The organism is Bacillus sp. M6-12 (genome assembly GCF_002860285.1).
In the GTDB taxonomy this organism is placed as follows: domain Bacteria; phylum Bacillota; class Bacilli; order Bacillales; family DSM-1321; genus Peribacillus.
Genome location: NZ_PGVF01000031.1, coordinates 66781 through 85237 on the forward strand (window position 1 = coordinate 66781; position 18457 = coordinate 85237).

Annotated in this window: 16 protein-coding genes and 1 pseudogene; 8 read left to right on the forward strand and 9 right to left on the reverse strand. The window is 40.3% G+C overall.

All coding sequences use genetic code 11. The features are described 5' to 3' along the window. Positions 1-37: 37 nt before the first annotated feature. On the forward strand, positions 38-2152 hold the full coding sequence (locus tag CVD28_RS25475; RefSeq protein WP_101597476.1) for a methyl-accepting chemotaxis protein: 2115 nt from the start codon (positions 38-40) through the stop codon (positions 2150-2152). A 235-nt stretch (positions 2153-2387) separates the two neighbouring features. Then, a complete protein-coding gene (locus CVD28_RS25480; RefSeq protein WP_101597477.1) occupies positions 2388-2828 on the forward strand; it encodes a YtoQ family protein in 441 nt (146 codons plus the stop codon). Between the two features lie 357 nt (positions 2829-3185). Here CVD28_RS25480 and CVD28_RS25485 read toward each other — a convergent pair whose 3' ends face one another. Further along, positions 3186-3383 (reverse strand): ChaB family protein, encoded by a 198-nt coding sequence (locus tag CVD28_RS25485; RefSeq protein WP_101597478.1) that lies wholly within the window; start codon positions 3381-3383, stop codon positions 3186-3188. A gap of 281 nt (positions 3384-3664) precedes the next feature. On the opposite strand from CVD28_RS25485, the gene CVD28_RS25490 reads away from it, so the two are divergent. Both CVD28_RS25490 and CVD28_RS25495 read left to right on the forward strand, forming a co-directional pair. Then, complete coding sequence (locus CVD28_RS25490; protein ID WP_101597479.1) at positions 3665-4558, forward strand: ABC transporter permease subunit; 894 nt, start codon at positions 3665-3667, stop codon at positions 4556-4558. Then, on the forward strand, positions 4555-7170 hold the full coding sequence (locus CVD28_RS25495; RefSeq protein ID WP_101597480.1) for an ABC transporter permease subunit: 2616 nt from the start codon (positions 4555-4557) through the stop codon (positions 7168-7170). Before CVD28_RS25490 ends, CVD28_RS25495 begins: the two co-directional genes overlap by 4 nt. Before the next feature lie 66 nt (positions 7171-7236). On the opposite strand, the gene CVD28_RS25500 is transcribed toward CVD28_RS25495, so the two are convergent. From CVD28_RS25500 to CVD28_RS25510, 3 genes are all read right to left on the reverse strand, one after another. Next, positions 7237-7854: a CAP domain-containing protein gene (locus CVD28_RS25500; RefSeq protein ID WP_101597481.1), complete on the reverse strand. Its 618-nt coding sequence runs from the start codon at positions 7852-7854 to the stop codon at positions 7237-7239. Between the two features lie 332 nt (positions 7855-8186). After that, entirely contained in the window at positions 8187-8708 is a 522-nt protein-coding gene (locus CVD28_RS25505; protein WP_101597482.1) for a DUF84 family protein, read from the reverse strand. Next, on the reverse strand, positions 8701-9774 hold the full coding sequence (locus CVD28_RS25510; RefSeq protein ID WP_101597483.1) for a M42 family metallopeptidase: 1074 nt from the start codon (positions 9772-9774) through the stop codon (positions 8701-8703). The genes CVD28_RS25505 and CVD28_RS25510 overlap by 8 nt, the downstream gene beginning before the upstream one ends. A 293-nt stretch (positions 9775-10067) precedes the next feature. Between CVD28_RS25510 and CVD28_RS25515 the strand changes: the two are divergent. After that, positions 10068-10256, forward strand: a pseudogene (locus CVD28_RS25515) (IS3 family transposase); the annotation flags it as partial. Positions 10257-10674: 418 nt separating this feature from the next. Here CVD28_RS25515 and CVD28_RS25520 read toward each other — a convergent pair. Further along, on the reverse strand, positions 10675-11148 hold the full coding sequence (locus CVD28_RS25520) for a glycine/sarcosine/betaine reductase selenoprotein B family protein (RefSeq protein ID WP_180954313.1): 474 nt from the start codon (positions 11146-11148) through the stop codon (positions 10675-10677). A gap of 391 nt (positions 11149-11539) precedes the next feature. Here CVD28_RS25520 and CVD28_RS25525 point away from each other — a divergent pair, with 391 nt between their 5' ends. After that, positions 11540-11935, forward strand: a complete 396-nt coding sequence (locus tag CVD28_RS25525; RefSeq protein WP_101597485.1) for a hypothetical protein — start codon at positions 11540-11542, stop codon at positions 11933-11935. Positions 11936-12427: 492 nt separating this feature from the next. After that, entirely contained in the window at positions 12428-12748 is a 321-nt protein-coding gene (locus tag CVD28_RS25530; protein WP_101597486.1) for a PepSY domain-containing protein, read from the forward strand. Positions 12749-12874: 126 nt separating this feature from the next. On the opposite strand, the gene CVD28_RS25535 is transcribed toward CVD28_RS25530, so the two are convergent. Both CVD28_RS25535 and trmB read right to left on the reverse strand, forming a co-directional pair. Further along, complete coding sequence (locus CVD28_RS25535; protein WP_101597487.1) at positions 12875-13723, reverse strand: YtnP family quorum-quenching lactonase; 849 nt, start codon at positions 13721-13723, stop codon at positions 12875-12877. 158 nt (positions 13724-13881) lie between these two features. Continuing rightward, positions 13882-14520 carry a tRNA (guanosine(46)-N7)-methyltransferase TrmB gene (gene trmB / locus CVD28_RS25540; RefSeq protein ID WP_101597488.1) on the reverse strand — a complete coding sequence of 213 codons (639 nt, stop codon included), beginning with the start codon at positions 14518-14520 and terminating at the stop codon, positions 13882-13884. A gap of 450 nt (positions 14521-14970) precedes the next feature. Here trmB and CVD28_RS25545 point away from each other — a divergent pair, with 450 nt between their 5' ends. Next, on the forward strand, positions 14971-15249 hold the full coding sequence (locus tag CVD28_RS25545; protein WP_101597489.1) for a YtzH-like family protein: 279 nt from the start codon (positions 14971-14973) through the stop codon (positions 15247-15249). Between the two features lie 3 nt (positions 15250-15252). Here the strand turns inward: CVD28_RS25545 and CVD28_RS25550 are convergent, their stop codons facing one another. Beyond that, the gene (locus CVD28_RS25550) at positions 15253-16029 is read right to left on the reverse strand and encodes a phosphotransferase family protein (protein WP_101597490.1); all 777 of its coding nucleotides are present in this window, start codon (positions 16027-16029) and stop codon (positions 15253-15255) included. A gap of 274 nt (positions 16030-16303) precedes the next feature. Further along, positions 16304-18457 (reverse strand): type I pullulanase, encoded by a 2154-nt coding sequence (gene pulA / locus CVD28_RS25555; protein ID WP_101597491.1) that lies wholly within the window; start codon positions 18455-18457, stop codon positions 16304-16306.

An 18457-nucleotide genomic window follows, 5' to 3' on the forward strand; every position in this document is an offset into this window, starting at 1 on the left:
TATACCCTTAGCTAACTAAAAATGAAGGAGGCATTTCATGAAGACGATTAAAGCAAAGATTCGCCTCATCCTTTTCATGTCAATTGCTGCTGTTGTTATTTTAATATCATTTAATGTCTTTACAGCAGCCATGCAAAAAAATGTCCGGGAAGAGGATAAAATCCTATATCAAGCTGTAATTGAAAGCAAGGATTTAAAATATAAAATGTCTCAGACCCGAAAGTTTGAGCGTCAATATTTAGGAAATCCCCAATTGTCCAGTGCAAACCTGGTTTTTAAAAACATTGAGCAGGTTACACAGGATGCTGAATCCTTAACCAAGAAATACAAAAATTATAAAGAGATAAGCACCCAATTTGAATCCATTAACAAAAGTGCAACAGCATATGCTAACCAGTTTGAAATCCTGAAAAAAAAGTATGAAGCTATCGGCTACACTGAAAAAGACGGACTAAAGGGAAAAATAAATACATCAGCTGCTGATATTGAAACCTATACATCAGGCTTGGCAGATAAGAGCTTCGCTGAACAGTACACTCTTATCCGTTTATATGAAAAGCAATACAGGGCAACAGGTGAACAAGAACCCTACACCCAATACAACAACCTTGTTCTCTCCTTTCAGGAAAAAATGAACGCCCCTGGTTTAAATACTGCACAGCAAGCGTCGTTAAAGGAAAAATTTAAGACATATACCGATTCAGTAAAAACTATAATCTCTTCCGATTTAGATACAAATACTTACAACATCGCTTTTGATGCCGGCGGCCGCTACATTGAGTCTGCAGCAACAGAAGTGGAACAAAAAGTATCCAAGGAACAAAAAAACTTGAACGAAGCCTTGACTGAAAAGCAAAATGGCTTGGCAACCATCCTTCTTGTTGTAAGTGCCCTTATTTTGCTTCTGCTGCTGGGAACAGGATATGTATTGCTAAAGGCAATCAATTCTTCCGTTAATACACTAAAATATGGGGCAGAGAAAATTGGGAACGGCAATTTAACACACCGGGTTGCCATGAAATCAAAGGATGAGATGCAGCTGCTTGCTGACACTTTCAATTTGATGGCAGACAAGGTTCAATCCTCACTTCTTGGCGTAAGGAACTCTGCAGACAAACTTAATTCTTCATCACAGCATTTGGCAGCAATCTCTGAAGAAACTTCAGCACAATCCAATCAGGTAAACGCTGCAATTAAACTGGTGGCAGCCGGGGCTAGTGAGCAAACAGCAGAGCTGGAGGAAAGCAACAGCATACTGAAGACAGTCTCTTCCTCTATTCTTGATACAGAAAAAGCGAGTGATGAAATTGCTGCTGAAGCTCTCCAGACAGAAAAAGAAGGCCAAGTTGGTCTTAAAACGATAGGAAGCCTTCAAAAAACGTCCGAGCAATTTTTGGAGCTTGCCAACCATCTGACAATGCAGGTTCAGAATGCAAGCAATAAATCACATGAAATTTCAAGTATCGTCGGTACAATTCAGGAAATTGCGGAGAATACGGATCTGCTCGCCTTAAACGCTGCCATCGAGTCAGCAAGAGCCGGAGACGCTGGCCGCGGCTTTGCTGTAGTCGCACAAGAGGTCCGTAAGTTAGCCGAGCGTTCCAAGAAAGAAGCCCAAAACATTCAGGATCTGGTCAAGACAATGAATTACCAGATGGAAAAACTTATGAATGAAGCTGACAAATTCAATGAATACAAAACGATTCAAAGTAATTCGGTGGTACTCACAAAGAATGCATTTGAAAATATCGTAAACCATGTTTCCAGGATCAGTATTAAAGTATCCGGAATCCGGCAAGCAATCCATGATGTGCAGCTTTCCAACAGCACATTAGTAGAAAAGATGGAAGGCATACACTTAATTTCAGAGCAGTCTGCAGGAACAGCCCAGGAAGTCAGTGCATCAAGCGAGAGTCAATTGGTGGCCATTAATCAGGTTAATGAAGCCGCTTCTGAGCTAAGCTTTATTGCAAACGACCTGCAGACCGTTGTTTCCCAATTCACTCTTGATGAGGGGAACAAAATTTCTTCCAATTTAGAATCAAGCAGCAAATCGCGTGGCGGAAAAAAAACAGACAGATGGCTAAAACAGATAAAAACTGTAAATCTGTCAACGATTTTCAAGAAAAGACCTGGTAAGAAAGTAAGCTAGGATGAATTTCTTTCGGAATTTCAGAGCCCCTGCCGGTTAACGGCGGGGGCTTTCCAAATGGCTATACTGCTTTCGTTTGGAAAATTTGTTAGTCCCTGGCTGTTTACTTTCCCTTCTTCCTGCTTACGGAAATTTCAGAATAATAGTTTTCAAAAAATTCACCCTCTTCATTTGAAAGCATAGCTCTGATAACGCATAATGGAGAAAAGCCCTTATCATTGGAGGAAAATTTAATATGACCTTGAAAGTATATTTAGCAGGAGAAATCCATAGTAACTGGCGAGCAGAAATAAAAGAAAAAGCTTTAGCACTTAAGCTTCCAGCTGAGTTTTCAGGTCCAATGGAGAATCATGAACGCTCTGACAGCATTGGTGAAGAAATTCTTGGCAAGCAGCCGTCCGCTATTTTGAAAGATGCCGCCGCTTCAAGCATCAATAATTTAAGAACTGAGTTATTGCTCAAACGCGCAGACCTGGTTATTGCTCTGTTTGGGGAACAGTATAAGCAATGGAATACAGCAATGGATGCCAGCACTGCCATCGCACTTGGCAAACCGCTTATATTAATCCGTCCTGAAAATCTTCACCATCCGTTAAAAGAGCTTTCAGAAAAAGCCAGCATTACCGTTGAAACAGTGAACCAAGCATTAAAGGTTCTTGCATATGTTTTTGAATAAGTTTTGGAATTAATAAATGCCGTTTCCGAATGGAAACGGCAGCAGTTTTAGTGCAGTTTATAAATTTGAAGCGGTTTCCTCCATATAACGAAAACCTCAGAAACTAAAATTAACCGTTGCTAAAACTGCTTTCTATCAGTCAAAGCAGATAGTGTCAGCAGCATTTTAATTCTTTTTTATTAATAGTGTCCGATCACAGCCGCGATTCTCCCACTCGAAAACCCCTTGATTTGGCAAGGGGTTATTTATACTTCCAATTTATTTCTTCGAATTTAGATATCGTCATTTTTCCACTTTGCTCTTCATAATTGATGTACGCTTACTTGTTTACTATTTGTGCTAGAATATCCTGTTGTGCTATTTTTCAACCCAGTTATCCTGGTCATCTTTTTTGTATTTCTTTTTCACAGCGCTCCACGCAACTTTAAAGGCGGTATCTTCTTCTTTATATTCTTCACTGGCTGAATTAAATGCTTCTTTAAAAATTTCTTGGGCATGATGCGGCAAATTGTCCTTTACTGCATCCGGAAGTTCGTTTAATGATTCATATGGCATTTTACATTCCTCCATTCAATCTTCTTATATTAGTCTATTTCCTGTCATGGTTGCTTCTAAACTTGAGGAAGGAAGGCAGCAGCTATTAGTCATGATAGCAACCCGCTATTTTTTATAGATATCCATAAAAAAAATAATAACTTATTAACATTTCTGTGTAACTTATGGACAACTCATTCGTCTAAATTCTAAGGAAAAAAAGATTTCAAATAATTAAAATTAATTTGATAAAATAAAAAAGCATTTTGTTGTCTTTTTATTATCTAAAAAAGGAGTATTGCATGAAAAAATTATTTCATTACCAATTCTTAATCCTCACATCCTTAATTGGCTTTATCTTTTTTCTTTCTCTCCCAGCACTTTTTGTTTTTCAGAATCTGGATAAGAACACGGAGCACCTTCAAATGGATACCACTTCCTTCTTAACCGCTTATAAAGATATTACTGCTAAACTTCTAGAGTTTAATATTTCACCTGTCATTGAGACTTGGACAAAGCCTGAAGTAATGGAAAGCTATTTTTACTCTTTAAAAATATTTGGTCTGTCGTTAATTTTTACTATTATTCTGGGATTCTTGTTTGCATTTGCATATATGATGTTTCCACTTAAACTAAGGTCACCTTTCAAATCGGCACTTAATTTTATAGAAGGCATTCCCGACCTTCTCATTATTTTCCTAATTCAAATGGGGCTGTTCGCTCTATATAGAGACTATGGAATCCAGCTATTCAAAATGTACGGTATTTTTGGTGCGAAACCGCTGATTTTGCCAGTCATCTTCATCACAATTGTGACTGCGTTATTTTTTGCCCAGTTTCTTGTTAAGGCAATGGAAGAGGAATATGAGAACCAGTACATACTGTTGGCGAGAGCCAAGGGTGTCCCGCGGGCCAGCCTGCTCGGACGACATCTGTTCCGTAACATTTATCCAATTGTTATTATTCAATTCAGGTCAATCGTTTTTATGCTTCTAACAAGTCTGGTTTTGGTTGAGAATATGCTGCTCCTCAATGGATATACAAAAGAACTGCATGAAATAATTACAAGTCCTGCCAGATCGGTTCTTTCCGTCCTATTCTACCTGTTCATGTTTATGGTTCCTGTTTTTCTTCTTGAAATCATCGGAAATGTTAGTGCGAGGGCTATCACAAAGAAAAGGGGGGTTGTTATATGAAATGGCTTCGTTACAAAAAAACTATTATCGGCCTGCTTATTCTGATTGCCCTTTTTACCATTAGCTGGTTTACAGAACCTCACCCAGAAAGCAACAAGCTTCTGCTATATGATAAAGAAGGTAATGTTTTAGGTGCACCGCCAGTTGGGCCCTCATCGGATTTTCCGCTTGGAACAGATAAAGGATCAAGAAGTATGCTTCATTTAGTGCTGGAGGGTTTTAAATATTCAATCGCAGCATCCTTGGGGATAGGACTGCTTACAGTCCTGGCAGGAAGTCTTCTGGGGCTTGTTTCAGCTGTCTGGTTTCCGGCATTTAAACTCTACTTTAAGGCCTTTTTCCTGCCGTTCCAATATATTCCTGCCTTGCTTATCGGCATCATCCTATTATCGCCTGTAGCCCTTTTCCCAAGAAGTATCCCTCCGTCGATTCTTATGGAATATGAGGTATTGATTCTGCTCATAATTGGTCTTCCACCGGTGTTTTTTTTCATCACCTCCATGGCGGAAGAAATAAAACAGCAGCCTTATGTTATGAGTTCTTCTTTGCTGGGAGCGAGCAAGCTGCACATCATATGGAAGCATATATTGCCGAATTTAAAATCACACCTCGTCCTTTTGTCCGCTCAGCAAATTCTGCAAATACTACAGTTATTAACGTTCCTTGGGATATTCAGTCTTTATTGGGGCGGTCCGCACCCGAGTGCGATTACTTCCGCCCCTGATCCCGTCCGTTACCGTTCAATAACCAGCGAACTTGCAGGAATGACAGGCCAAAATTATTGGCTGTTCCGCAGGGCCCCATGGATGGCCCTGTCAGCGATTGGGGGAGTCGCTGTGATAGCGTTAATCGTTAACAGTATCAAGAAAGAAATAGAATCAAACCTAACTCTCGTCCCTTCCCTATCAAAACGGAAATGGAGCTTCAAACGTATACATAATTCAGTGTCCAAAACAGAACCGAATATCAGTTCCGGCAGCTTTGCACTTATCGGATTCACAAATACTGTACGGGAAGGGAGTTATACACCGGCAATAGGAATGAGTGAAATCCTAAAATTTAAGCTGATGCAACTACTTAGAGGGCTGTCTTCCAACAGATTTAACAGGTTTGTAAAGATCTCCGGTACTGTTTTAGCCGTTCTGGTTATTGCACTGTATTTATTCTCTGCAAAGAACACAACAACGGTCAGCAGCAGTATAAAGGAGCCCGAACAACCTAAAACTGACCAAATCGCCAAAGTCAGCTATACGAACCGTGATCACATTCCAGTTAACTATAAAGCAGACCTTACTTATAATGAGGACGAACATACCGTAAGCGGAAAGCTGTTCGTTGAAACAACCAATTACACAGGAAAAAAACAGGACCACATATATTTTCATCTCTACCCGAACCAATTCAGCAAAGATCTGCCTGCAGATAAATGGCAGTACTTTATTAACGAAACTTCTACACCAGGATCTGTGGAAATTTCTAAGCTTCTGGTTAATAAAGTAAGCACAAATGTGAGAGTGAAAGATACAATTCTCGACGTACCTGTGAAAAGTTGGGGCAAGAATGAAACCGCAAATATAGAAATGGATTTTATTATTAAACTTCCGCAAAACTTTAGCTATTCAAGCTATGATTACGCAGCGGTATGGCTCGGGAATTGGCTGCCTATTCAGGCTGTATACGATAAGAATGGCTGGAACAAAGATCCGTTTTACCCAATTGGCAACCCGTTTTACAGTGAAACCGCCAATTATGATGTCACGGTTACCGCCCCTGCCAAGTATACGATTGCAACGAACGCAGATGATACGAAAGGTGTGTTAAAGCATGAAAAGGACACTATGAAGTACCAGGTGAAGGCTGAAAATATCAGAGACTTCTCCCTCGTATTAATGGATGCATACTACTATAGTAAACTGACCATTAAAGCTGGCAATACATTCGTAAACATTTGGCACTCTTCGACAGATAATACTTTTGCAGCAAGAAACAAAACCATTATGAATCAGGCAATGTCCTATTACACCAGCAAATTTGGGGATTTCCCTTACCCGGAATATGACCTCGTAAGAGTTGGAGAAGGTACTGTACCGATGAACTATCCAGGTATGTCTTTTATTCCAGGCTATGCATTTAAATCCGACTTTGGGTCACACTTGATAGCCAATGGGCTTACAAGCCAATGGTGGTCCGGACTGGTTGGGAATAATAATGTAAGTGAGCCATGGCTTTCTGATAGTTTAAACACATACTGGGCAAGAAAATTTATTAATGAAAAAATAAGCACCGAAAAAAAAGGAGTCCCTGGTGATATAAAAATAAAGATAAAACAAGCAGAGGAAGCCAATCAGTATCTTGGAAGCTCTTTGGCGGATTTTCAATCAGAAGAGGCCTATAGCATGTTAATTGGATTTAAGGGACCTGACATGTTCTCTCAGCTGGAAGAAAAAATAGGTGAACAAAAAATGCTGGAAGCCTTAAAAGCATATCAGAAAGAATATGGGAATAAAAACGCTTCAGGAAAAGACTTCATAAAGGTTTTTTCTGACACAGCCGGCAAGGAAACTGGAGATTTAATCAAAAAATGGCTCGAAGGAAAAAATGAAGAAGAATAGAAGAAGGCAGCCGGCTGGCTGCCTTTTTCGTATGGCTGGCGATCCGCTCCAGCCGTAAATCTTATATTACTTGCTGATAAACTGCTGTGTCCAATAGTGGCCGTAAGAACCGCCCTTAGCATAACCCACTCCAATAAAAGTGTAATTCTTGCTTAGGATATTGGCTTTGTGACCGGGACTCTTCATCCAGGCAGCCATAACAGCCTGCGCTGTTGTTTGGCCGGCAGCGATGTTTTCACCTGCATAGCGATAGGAAATGCCAAATGACTTCATCATTTGAAAAGGAGAGCCGTACGTAGGGCTTGTATGGCTGAAATAATTTCTGTTTCGCATATCCTCAGACTTTACCCGGGCGACTTTGGCTAGTGATGAGTCTGATTTTAAAGCTGGCAGGCTATATTTTGCCCGTTCCATGTTTACGAGCTTAACGACTTGGGCATCAATTCCTGCGGAAGCTGCTGCAATAGCTTTAGCCGGTATATTAATAGCTTGTCCCACTTTAATCACATTTGGATTCTTAATTTGCGGATTCGCTTTAATAAGCTCTGTTAATGTTACATGATTTTTTGCAGCGATTTTTACAAAAGTATCTCCGCTCACAACTTTATATGTTCCAGCACCCAAAGCCGCCGTTGGAAATAGCAGGGCAAGAGATAAAGCAAACGATATGATAATTTTTTTCATGTTTTGTCTCCTCCTAGTGTTCTTATGTAGAATTGGCTCAAAGCTATTATCCTATAAAAAGGCAAATGGGTGTGAAGCCAATTTTTAGTAATTGGGCGTTTTTTGTTTAACCTTCTGTTACAAAGGGTAAAATGAATGTTTTTTGGATCGATGAGTTGATAGTATTCAACGACTCAAAAAGGGGCTTAGTAATTTAGTAAAAACTGCATTTTTATATGGATTTTTTTTAAAAACATAAAACTAGGTGCAGTTATAAAATAGTTTCTTACTCTTTCAAATAATAAAATAAGCCCTATCCTCATTTTCTGAGGCTAGGGCTTACATATATCCTATTAAGAGTTTTTGTGATATTCATATTGCCCGATCAGCATGTAGACAATATGCTGGAACATTTCGAAACGAGTAATCCGTTCATTGGTAAAAACGCCGATGGCCCCTTCTTTTTTCCGAACATCTTTTTTCTTGGTGTACTCTGCCATCACAGGGCCAAGCTCCCTCCCCGCCTGGAGCTGCTCGGCCACTTCAGGCGGAAGGGGAATCCGGGCGCCGCCACCTATAAACGTTTTACCTTTTTGTGTCACCAGTGCGCCCCAGTTGCATAAAAACAGCCCATATTCTGTTTCAACAACCCCGCCTTCAAGGCCAATACCAACTTCTGCTGAGACAGAGGCCAGGCTATTTTTCGCCCTGTTGATCGCACCCTTAATGGTTTCTTCATCAGAAAATGGCTGACTGGAAACCCCGGATTCTGCGTCAACTTCAAGGTATACTGCCAAATCTCTCCCTATGGCAGCTTTCACAGCTTCTGCCTTTGCCGGATTTTTACTGCCGATCGCAATTTTGACTTTATCCATTTTGCCTGATTGACTCCACTGTTGCTTTATCACATGCTTTTACAAGCTTTCCAATCAATTCCCTGGCTGCTGCATAATCATCTATATGGATAATTGAAGCATGTGTATGAATGTAGCGGGAACATAAGCCAATAACACCACTTGGAATACCTTCATTGGATGTATGAACCCTTCCAGCATCGGTTCCGCCCTGAGAAACATAGTATTGATAAGGGATATTATGCGTTTCGGCTGTATCCAGGATAAATTCCCTCATTCCTCTATGAGTTACCATGGACCTGTCGAGAATCCGGAGCAATGCTCCTTTTCCGAGCTGGCCGAACTCATTCTTGCTTCCAGACATATCGTTGGCCGGGCTTGCATCAAGGGCAAAGAAAATATCTGGTTTAATCATATTAGCTGCCGTTTGAGCTCCTCTTAACCCGACTTCCTCCTGTACAGTTGCACCTGAGAACAAAATATTTGGAAGCGCTGTGTCTTTTAAATCCTTTAAAAGCTCAATTGAAAGGCCGCATCCATAACGGTTATCCCATGCTTTCGCGAGTATTTTTTTCTCGTTTGCCATTGGTGTAAACGGGCAAACAGGGACAATTGACTGACCAGGCCGGATGCCCATCCGCTTTACATCTTCTTTATCATCTGCCCCAACATCGATCAGCATATTTTTAATATCCATCGGCTTACTGCGCATTGCTTCATCAAGCAAATGCGGCGGAATTGAACCAACTACCCCGATGATCGGCCCATTGTCTGTAATCACTTCTACTCGCTGGGCAAGAAGCACCTGGCTCCACCATCCGCCCAGCGTCTGAAAGCGAATCATGCCATTGTCAGTAATGGACGTTACCATAAAACCAACCTCATCCATATGGCCGGCGACCATTACTCTTGGGCCAGTATCATCACCCTTCTTGACACCAAAAATACTGCCCAGTCCATCCTGAATGATTTCATCAGAGTATTTTTCAAGCTCCTGCCTCATAAATTTACGCACACTATGTTCATTCCCAGGAACACCTGGCAGCTCTGTTAATGTTTTAAACAGTGATAAAGTTTCCTCGTTCATCTTTTTGCTCCTTAATTAATCATGGATTATTTACATCCTCTATTTTACAGAAACATGTAATCTCTTTCCAGTATGCAGAAACAATGAACTTTTCCTGATTTGTTTTCTTTATTTGTAAGGCTATATTAAAGTTCATTGTTGACTTTGGCATTATGTTGAGTGGAGCGCAAGGTGCGAGACTCCTCGAAAATGCTTCGCGTTTCCTTCGTGCGGTGTTTTTTCAAGGAAGCCAATTCAATGTCCTGCGGGATTAACGGGTCAGGGAGACCCCGTAGGCGGAAAGCGAGGGCACTTCTGTGATGGAGAATTTCTTCGGTATTATGAAATCAGAGTTCCTCTACCTAAAGGAATTTGAAAGTGTCAAACATTTTAAAGTAGAACTAGAGAAATATATCATTTACTATAACAACAAACGGATTAAGGCAAAATTAAAAGGCATGAGCCCGGTACAATACCGATCTCATGCCCAGCTAGCTGCCTAATGAAATAACCGTGTCTAACTTTTAGGGGTCACTTCATTTTAGCCAAGGGGATTATTTGTTTCTGCATGTCAGGGAATGAGTATTTTCAATACTGATACTCCTTTTTACATATTACTCAGAATACTTCCCCTTTTTAAAAGACGGAAGGACGTTAACGTTCATACTTTAAGTTTGAATCGATAATCCTACCCGGCTCTGTAGACTTTTCTAATATTCCTAATGCTAAGCTGAGTACTTGTTTTTGCTGTTCTTTGGCTCCGGGTCCACCCACGGGGCTACCAAAAGGGAAGCGATTATAAAGAGATCGGGGAACATTAACAATTTCAGAAATTTCTTTGGCTAACGTAAGTGCTACAGTTGGAATTCCATGAGATTCAATGGTTCGTGCGACCAGACCGGCCGACTGCTGGCAAAGTGGTCAGGAAGGAACCAATATGACAGCATCCACTTTCGCTTTCTTTAACTTTTTTGCAACTTCAGGGGCAGTAACATTTTTTAAGGAATGGGGAACAGGAATATAGCCCATAAAACTATAATGGGTTTCCGCTAATTCACCTATTTTTCCTTCTGACAGCAATTCTTTTAATACATCCAAAGGGAATACAACATTAGGATCTTTCCGTGCATTGGTTTGATCATAATGTTCATGAGCAAATGATACGGTGGATAAATTAGTATCAACTGGAATTTCCCGATAAGAAACATCACCTAGACCATAGTTATCGTTAAACGGTGTCATTCCTTTTATATATACTCCACCGGTTGTAATGAGAGCAATTTTGGCCTCTGTGGTTTTTTTCTTAAAGGGTGTGAAGGGTGCTGCCTCGTTTCGTTCAAAACGAAAAGATGGAACCCATCGCTCTTGCACTGCTTTTTCTACTTTTTCAATCAATTGATATCCCACCTTTACATGACATCATAACAATGTTAGCTCATCGGCACAAATAATGTGAAACAGAAAAGGAGATCAGGTGTAAGTTTAACGAACGCTGATAGCAAATTAGCAGACTCCGATCCTCTGACCAATGACCTTGATAAAAAAAGTTCTAGATCTATCTTTGGATTGGCTCAAAAGTGCAGGGTAAAGAGGCTACTGACTTCCTGGTAGGGGTTAGGGGATTTCCTCGACAGGTTTTGTTTGTATGGCAGCGAGCTCGCTGTCTATACAAACACGAAGCTTGCCTAACTCTTACTAGTTAGTGAGACTAACAGCAAGTTATTTTACAATTTCTAATTGGTGTATAATAGTGGAAGAAATTTTATATTAACGGAGGGTAAGGAAAATGAAGATTTTGTTTGATGAAACATTCACTTCAAATGATGGAAAGCGAAAAAGCAGGAATATTTGGTATGGATATGCTGATATATCTGTTGATGGTGAGTATGGAAAAACCATTAAGCTTAATGAAGATTTTATGGATAATTTATGCGAAATAATAAAAAATGACTTATCTAGGAATGCAGCAAATGCACCTACTGAAACTAACTGGTATTTCTATGGAAGTGCTGTAACTCAGGACGCTATTGGAGACAATATCCGTCCGACAATTATGGTTCGGGAGAGATCTGACGAGTTTATAACTAATTTTAATATCAGTGACCACGATTTTGCTGTAAATATTGATGCTATTCTGTTGTTTAAGGCGGATTTTGAAAAACGTTTAGCGAGTCATTGTTGAATAATATCAGTATAAGCATTTTCAAACTATTTGAGGGGATGATTTCATAATGAATTCATTCTCCTTTTTCATGCAGTGGGAGTCTTTTTGTGTGGAGGAGAAGGACATTTAAAAATACAGATTGCGAATAATTACACTTAAATTAACTGCCCCTTTAGTGGGATAAAAAGCTGCCAACAGGCAGTCAAAACTTGAAATAGTACTTTCAAGGTAATTTGTTTCTATGTCACAATTAGTTGCATCGCATTAAGTCGGTTTTACATTACGAAAATTAAAAGGCATGTTAGGGATTTTTAAAAACATACAAATTAGAATCCCGTAGTTTGGTAATGCCTTTTTTAGAGGTTATCTTAAGGGTAGCCATTTGTAAAAATGAATTACACCAAACATAGCTTTTCCAAACTCGCCAATCAGCATCTTTTTTTATATACTATTTTATATGGGCATTCGTTAAAGAAGTTAGAACAGCCTTGAATGTTGGAGGGAATAATGATGAACTGGAAAACATTTTTAGCCGGTGCCGCTGCTGGGATTGCAGCTGGCTATGTGGCAAAGCAAGTAATAGATCAAACCGTAAACATTACACCCGAAAGCATCCTCTCAAACGTTAAAAATGCGCTAAGAAAAGAAGGAAAAGTTAATGGTTCCTGGATCATTATGAAGCCGGAGCCCTACCAAAAGTTCAATCTGGATTATAAGGTTTATAAAGGCGGGATCACTCGGATTATCAATGGAAACCAGGAGCAGTATGAATTTATTGCAGATGCCGCAACAGGCGCTTTATTGGATTTAAATGCAGTAACCAGCTCTTGAATTTAAGCAGATTACTGCAAAAAACCTTGTCATGGGATCTGCCTGTGACAAGGTTTTTACGTCTTTAGTCTGCAGTCCTGCCAGACTTTAGAAGATACTCCTTTTGACAGACTGCCTGCACTTTTCTTATTCTCTATTCCGTTTGATGTCTGCTTCAATTTCTTTCCCTGCAGCATCCCACTTTACTGCGCGATAATATGCATCATGATAAAAGCTGTACCAGGCGTTTCGGCTCAATCCATATTGCATCCATTTTTCTTTGGCAGATATGGATGCCATCGGATAATCATCATAAGCCATGACCCAAAGTACATTTGCATGGGCATGTGTTGGCATTATATCCGCCATATGGATTAATGTTTCATCCCCTTGCTCAATGATTATGATTGCATGGCCGTCACTATGCCCCCCGGTATGAACCATTTTTACCCCTTCAGTGATTACAGTCTCACCGGTAAATGGAACAACCTGACCTTCGATTGCTTCCCAGTTTTCAGTCCAATATGTATTTTTGGAACGAATGTTAGGATTCCGCATTTCATCCCACTCTACTTGGGATGAAACGATCTTTGCATTAACAAAGGTGGATTTCCATTCCCCAGCTTTCTGGTATGTTAGGCCGCTTGCATGGTCAAAATGAAAATGTGTCATTAGAACAAAATCAATATCTTCCGGTTTTAAACCTAGTGAATACAGATCCTCTTTCAATTGTGATTCCTCTGTTACCCCAAAGTTCCGCTTTTGTTTATCATTCATTTTCCCCTGGCCGATCCCGGATTCAACCAGGATATTTAGCCCGCTTGCCTCGATTAACATCGGGTCTGTCCGCAATTCAATCTGATTCTGTTCATTATGCGGGTATTTCTTCGACCAAAGGGCCTTTGGAACAACGCCAAACATTGCCCCCCCATCCAGATGTGTTACCCCGCCGTTCAGCCATGTTACATTTATGTTGCCAATCCTTAATTTCTCCATTCCTTCTCCTCCTTTCTATTCTATTCTATCATCACATAGGGATTTTTTGGTTATGGGAGTTATGAATACATTGATAAATTAACAAATTTAGGAATGCTGATGCTATTCAAAAAGGCTGCCCCAAATTCAGCATACTGAATTTGAGACAGCCTTTTTTCTTAGGAAAAGCTAGCTTCCATTCTATAAATTCTATTACCTTTTTGTGAAAATTTTTCCTCATATTCAGTCATGATATTACCTTCATATTCACTATTATGAAGATCAAGGCTAATAAATTTGAACTGCATGCCATACTGAGACATGCTCATCAGCGAGTACTCGAATAAACCCTGATTATCTGTCTTAAAGTGAATTTCCCCGTTTCCCGGCAAAATATCTTGGTAGGTACTTAAAAAAGTTTTATATGTCAAGCGCCTTTTTTCATGCCTCGTTTTCGGCCAGGGGTCGGAAAAGTTTAAATAAACCCGGCTAACTTCACCTTTATTAAAAAAGTTTCTTAAATCATTTGCATTCACGTTCAACAGCTTTACATTCGGCAGATCAACCTCAATCAGCAAATCCAAAGCAGATATAATTACGCTCTTATGCAATTCAATTCCCAAAAAGTTCACATCGGGATATGCTTTTGCCATCTCTGTAATAAAACGGCCTTTGCCAGTCCCAACCTCTATATACAGTGGATTATTATTCCCAAAAACCTCTTGCCATTTGCCTTTTTGCTGTTCTGGTTCCCTTATAACATATTGCGGGAATTCATTTAATCTCTCTTCAGCCCAGGGCTTATTTCTTAAACGCATGCTGACACCCCTATAAATTTTTCTATCGTTCAAACCATAACATGTGAACGCCTTCTATGCAAGGCAAGATCAGTCCATTCACCCGCAGAACAAAAGCGACAGCTTATCATTTCAGAAAACAATCCATGAGTTTATTCTTGCAGCCCATGCTTGGAAAAAAGAATTTGGCGGTTAACACATGCTAACATACTAAGGAGGTGTAAGTGAGCTAAATGGCGGCAAATCCCAAAGTGACTTTACATTTTAACTTCATTAGTTTTCTCATGCCGAACAATCGGCGCAGTTCCGCCCCTTTTCCATACAAATAAAAAGAGACTGCGAGATGCAGTCTAATAAGCATGGGAGTTGCTTTAGATGGCTGTTTGTAAAAACACTGTATAATCTGTTGAACAATTCACAACCTATGTAGTGATTAACTCCCTTTATTTCATCACGAAAGGATGTCTAAATATGCCTCTTTCGCAAGAGAACCAAGTTGAATTGTTAAAGGATATTTTAAACAATCACCAAACCGATTGCTGTGGATCAGTTGCTGAATGCGAACAAGTGGAACGGCTTGTAAAATCTCTTATGGTCAACTCCAGCGTAAAACAAAATGTGAAAGCTGTCTTACAGGAGATTTATTCCTATAGCCAAAATGGAATTAATTCATCAGACCTGAATCAGTACATAACTTCCCATCAGGGACGGCTGTCACAGTGGGTTGACGATATAGATAATTTCTCATAAGAACTACTTGAGAATTGATCCGAGATTTTGGATCCACTCATTCATTTCCTGGAACCGATTCTTTGTTTTATGCCATTGTATCGAAAGTATCGTCTGTGAAATCATATGCCATTTCATCCGCTGTTCTAGATGGTCATCAAGGTTTACGCCATAGCGCTTCAGCCACGGCTGCCAATCCTCTTTAGGGACATAAGAGTAAAGGAGCATACCAAGATCAATCGCAGGATCCGCAATCATCGGTCCGTCCCAATCAATTAGATACAATTCATCCGTATTTGATATAAGCCAGTTGTTATGATTTACATCGCAATGGCAAACAACCTTTTCATCACAATCAATTTCAGAAACATTCCGGTGCAGAAATTCCAAAGCCATTTGAATCGTTGAAAGGCTGCGAGTCTCTTGATCAATAGTTTTCTCAAGATGATCCAGGATATTTTCAGGCATTAAAGGGAACTTTCCTAATCTTTCAAGCATATTTAAGAGCGGCTTGGACTGATGGATTTTTCGAAGCAGCTTTGCAACCTGGGCACCATTCATCTCCCTTTGGGACAATTCTCTGCCATTTAGCCAATGCTGGGCCGTAATCACATCTCCATTTTCCATGCGTTTGGTCCAGACAAGCTTTGGCACAATACCCTCTGCAGATAAAACTGCCAAAAAAGGGGAAGAATTGCGTTTTAGGAAAAGCTTTTGTTCGTCGTTCAACGCAATGAACGCTTCTCCTGTAGCTCCTCCTGCAGGAACAATTTCCCATTCATGACCTAATAAATGTTCCAAAATGGTTCACCTTCGATTCTTATTAGAAAGCGCAAGCGCCCTGTAAGTCCTGGTTAAATAGTCAAAAACGTCACGGGACTCGGCGCTAAAAGCCAGAAAGTTTCTGCATTGAGAAATACTTTCCGTACATTCAGCAAGCACTGGCACTTATTATCTATGCTGAAAAAATTCTGCTATCATATCAATAAAAAAGACAGCTATTGATATTTTTCACAATAGCTATCTTTATAAATTTTAGTTGAAAAGCTGTTCTGAAGTCAAGTGCGGGGGATAATTATTCTTGTACTAGGATATACGTACTTAAGGGTTCCGTATTTAGTGTCCCCTCAATCGGGTCCGCGATTGGGCTTATGTCTGCCTGTTTACCATCACAAAGAAGATTCCAAACACCCTTTGGAAGCTTTATATCCGCGCTCCGGTCGATATGGTGGAACAGAACAAGAATATTGGACCACGGGCCAATTGCTTTTACATTATTTAATGAATACATGACCGAGGACCCGCCTGTATCAATAAATGATAGATGTTTTTGCAATGAAGCTTTATCACGCAGCCTGAAAGCTCCATGGGCTTTTCTGATTAAAATAAGTCCTTTAATATATTCTACACTTTTCCAATGCATTGCTCTCAAATCCCAGTTAAGCTGGTTAATATCATCGGGAGATCTATAGCTATTCTCCACACCCTGCTTTGTACGAAAAAATTCCTGGCCGCTGTGAATGAACGGGATTCCTTGCGAAAGCATAACGATCGATGTGGCAAGAAGATGGCGTTTCTGTTTTGTTTCTTCGGTTTCTTCATGATCGATATGACATATTTTATCCCAAAGGGTATGATTATCATGCGATTCCACATAGTTAACTGAGTGTTCAGGCGAGGAAAATAACCCCTCTTTTCCTTGGCCAAAACCGACACTGCCTGCAATAATCTGCCGGAGGTCTTCGCTTTTTTGGCCGCTCCCCAACGCATAGCCTCTATCATATAAATTAAATGTACTTCCTTTTACAGAATCCCTGAACCAATCATTAAACTGAGCTATTCGCGGCAGCTTTCCTGAGTTGCGGAGATTCGCTTTTTTTCCAGGGGCAAGGGGTGTATTTAAATCCCATCCCTCACCGAGGATGATTGCACTTTTGTCCACTTTATCGGCCGCAATCCGTACTGCATTCATCGTTTCAACGTCGAGAATACCCATTAAATCAAAACGGAACCCATTTATGTTGTATTCCTTCATCCAGAATACAATAGAATCAACTATAAATTTTCGGGCCATCAGCCGTTCGGATGCAATATCGTTCCCTACTCCAGTTCCATTAGATGGCATACCGTTATCATCATGCCGGAAATAATAGCCGGGTACAATTTTTTCAAAATGCGAGCTTTCTCTATCATATACATGGTTATAAACGCAATCCATGATCACCCGGATACCCTGTTTTTGTACGGCATCAATCATAGTCCTTAATTCTGTAATGCGTGTGTACGGATCTGTTGGATCGCTGCTGTAGCTTCCATCGGGGGCATTATAATGAAGAGGATTGTATCCCCAGTTGTATTCAGCGCCCTCCTTTAATTCGTCGACACCATGGAAATCATTAAATGGCAGAAGCTCAAGATGTGTAATTCCCAGCTCTTTTAAGTAGCTAAGTCCTGTCGATAAACCACTCTGATCGGACGAATACTCTTCAGCCAATCCGAGATATTTGCCTTTTGCTTTTACCCCGCTATTCGGATGGATTGTGAAATCACGGATATGGGCTTCATAAATAATGGCATCAACCGGGGATTCAAAGGAAGTCAGCACAGGCATCGGCTTTCGGGTTTTCTCCAAATCGACAACAACACCCATTTCTCCATTAACCGTAACGGCATGGGCATAAGGGTCCACAGCCTCCGTCCACTGTAAATTTACGCATACCAGGTAACTGTAGCGAAAGCCCTCCAGATCTGTATTTACCGTAGCCTTCCAGATACCCTTTGCACCACGTTCCATTTCTATCGCTGCCGGCGTGTCTTCTTCCGGTGCAATTAAATTCAGCTTAACCTTAGAGGCACTTGGCGCCCAGACAGTAAAATCGGTTTTCTCCTTCGTGTATAAAGCACCAAGATCATTACCTTCATAATAAAACTGCCTGTCGAATTCAGATGAGCGGATCACAGCTCCAATCTGGAGGTCTGTTTTATTCCCGTGCTCATCCTGAATTTCATAAGTAACCCCAAATTCCAAAGGCCCTGTCAGCTCACATTCGTACTTTTTAAAATTATTTAAGCCAAAAATATATTTTATCGGCAGGCTAATAGCCTCTTTGCCCTCTTGAAGTATAGAAAAATGGGCTGACTCACCGGAATGGTAGGAATAAGGCAGAAGAATCGTTATTAGCTTCATGTCATCTAAATAGGCATAAAATAAACGGTGTATCTCACTCAC

Excerpts from the sequence above, each read along its gene's own strand:
- CVD28_RS25475 (WP_101597476.1), top strand. The coding sequence starts at position 38 with ATGAAGACGATTAAAGCAAAGATTCGCCTCATCCTTTTCATGTCAATT.
- CVD28_RS25480 (WP_101597477.1), top strand. The coding sequence starts at position 2,388 with ATGACCTTGAAAGTATATTTAGCAGGAGAAATCCATAGTAACTGGCGA.
- CVD28_RS25485 (WP_101597478.1), bottom strand. The coding sequence starts at position 3,383 with ATGCCATATGAATCATTAAACGAACTTCCGGATGCAGTAAAGGACAAT.
- CVD28_RS25490 (WP_101597479.1), top strand. The coding sequence starts at position 3,665 with ATGAAAAAATTATTTCATTACCAATTCTTAATCCTCACATCCTTAATT.
- CVD28_RS25495 (WP_101597480.1), top strand. The coding sequence starts at position 4,555 with ATGAAATGGCTTCGTTACAAAAAAACTATTATCGGCCTGCTTATTCTG.
- CVD28_RS25500 (WP_101597481.1), bottom strand. The coding sequence starts at position 7,854 with ATGAAAAAAATTATCATATCGTTTGCTTTATCTCTTGCCCTGCTATTT.
- CVD28_RS25505 (WP_101597482.1), bottom strand. The coding sequence starts at position 8,708 with ATGGATAAAGTCAAAATTGCGATCGGCAGTAAAAATCCGGCAAAGGCA.
- CVD28_RS25510 (WP_101597483.1), bottom strand. The coding sequence starts at position 9,774 with ATGAACGAGGAAACTTTATCACTGTTTAAAACATTAACAGAGCTGCCA.
- CVD28_RS25525 (WP_101597485.1), top strand. The coding sequence starts at position 11,540 with ATGAAGATTTTGTTTGATGAAACATTCACTTCAAATGATGGAAAGCGA.
- CVD28_RS25530 (WP_101597486.1), top strand. The coding sequence starts at position 12,428 with ATGAACTGGAAAACATTTTTAGCCGGTGCCGCTGCTGGGATTGCAGCT.
- CVD28_RS25535 (WP_101597487.1), bottom strand. The coding sequence starts at position 13,723 with ATGGAGAAATTAAGGATTGGCAACATAAATGTAACATGGCTGAACGGC.
- trmB (WP_101597488.1), bottom strand. The coding sequence starts at position 14,520 with ATGCGTTTAAGAAATAAGCCCTGGGCTGAAGAGAGATTAAATGAATTC.
- CVD28_RS25545 (WP_101597489.1), top strand. The coding sequence starts at position 14,971 with ATGCCTCTTTCGCAAGAGAACCAAGTTGAATTGTTAAAGGATATTTTA.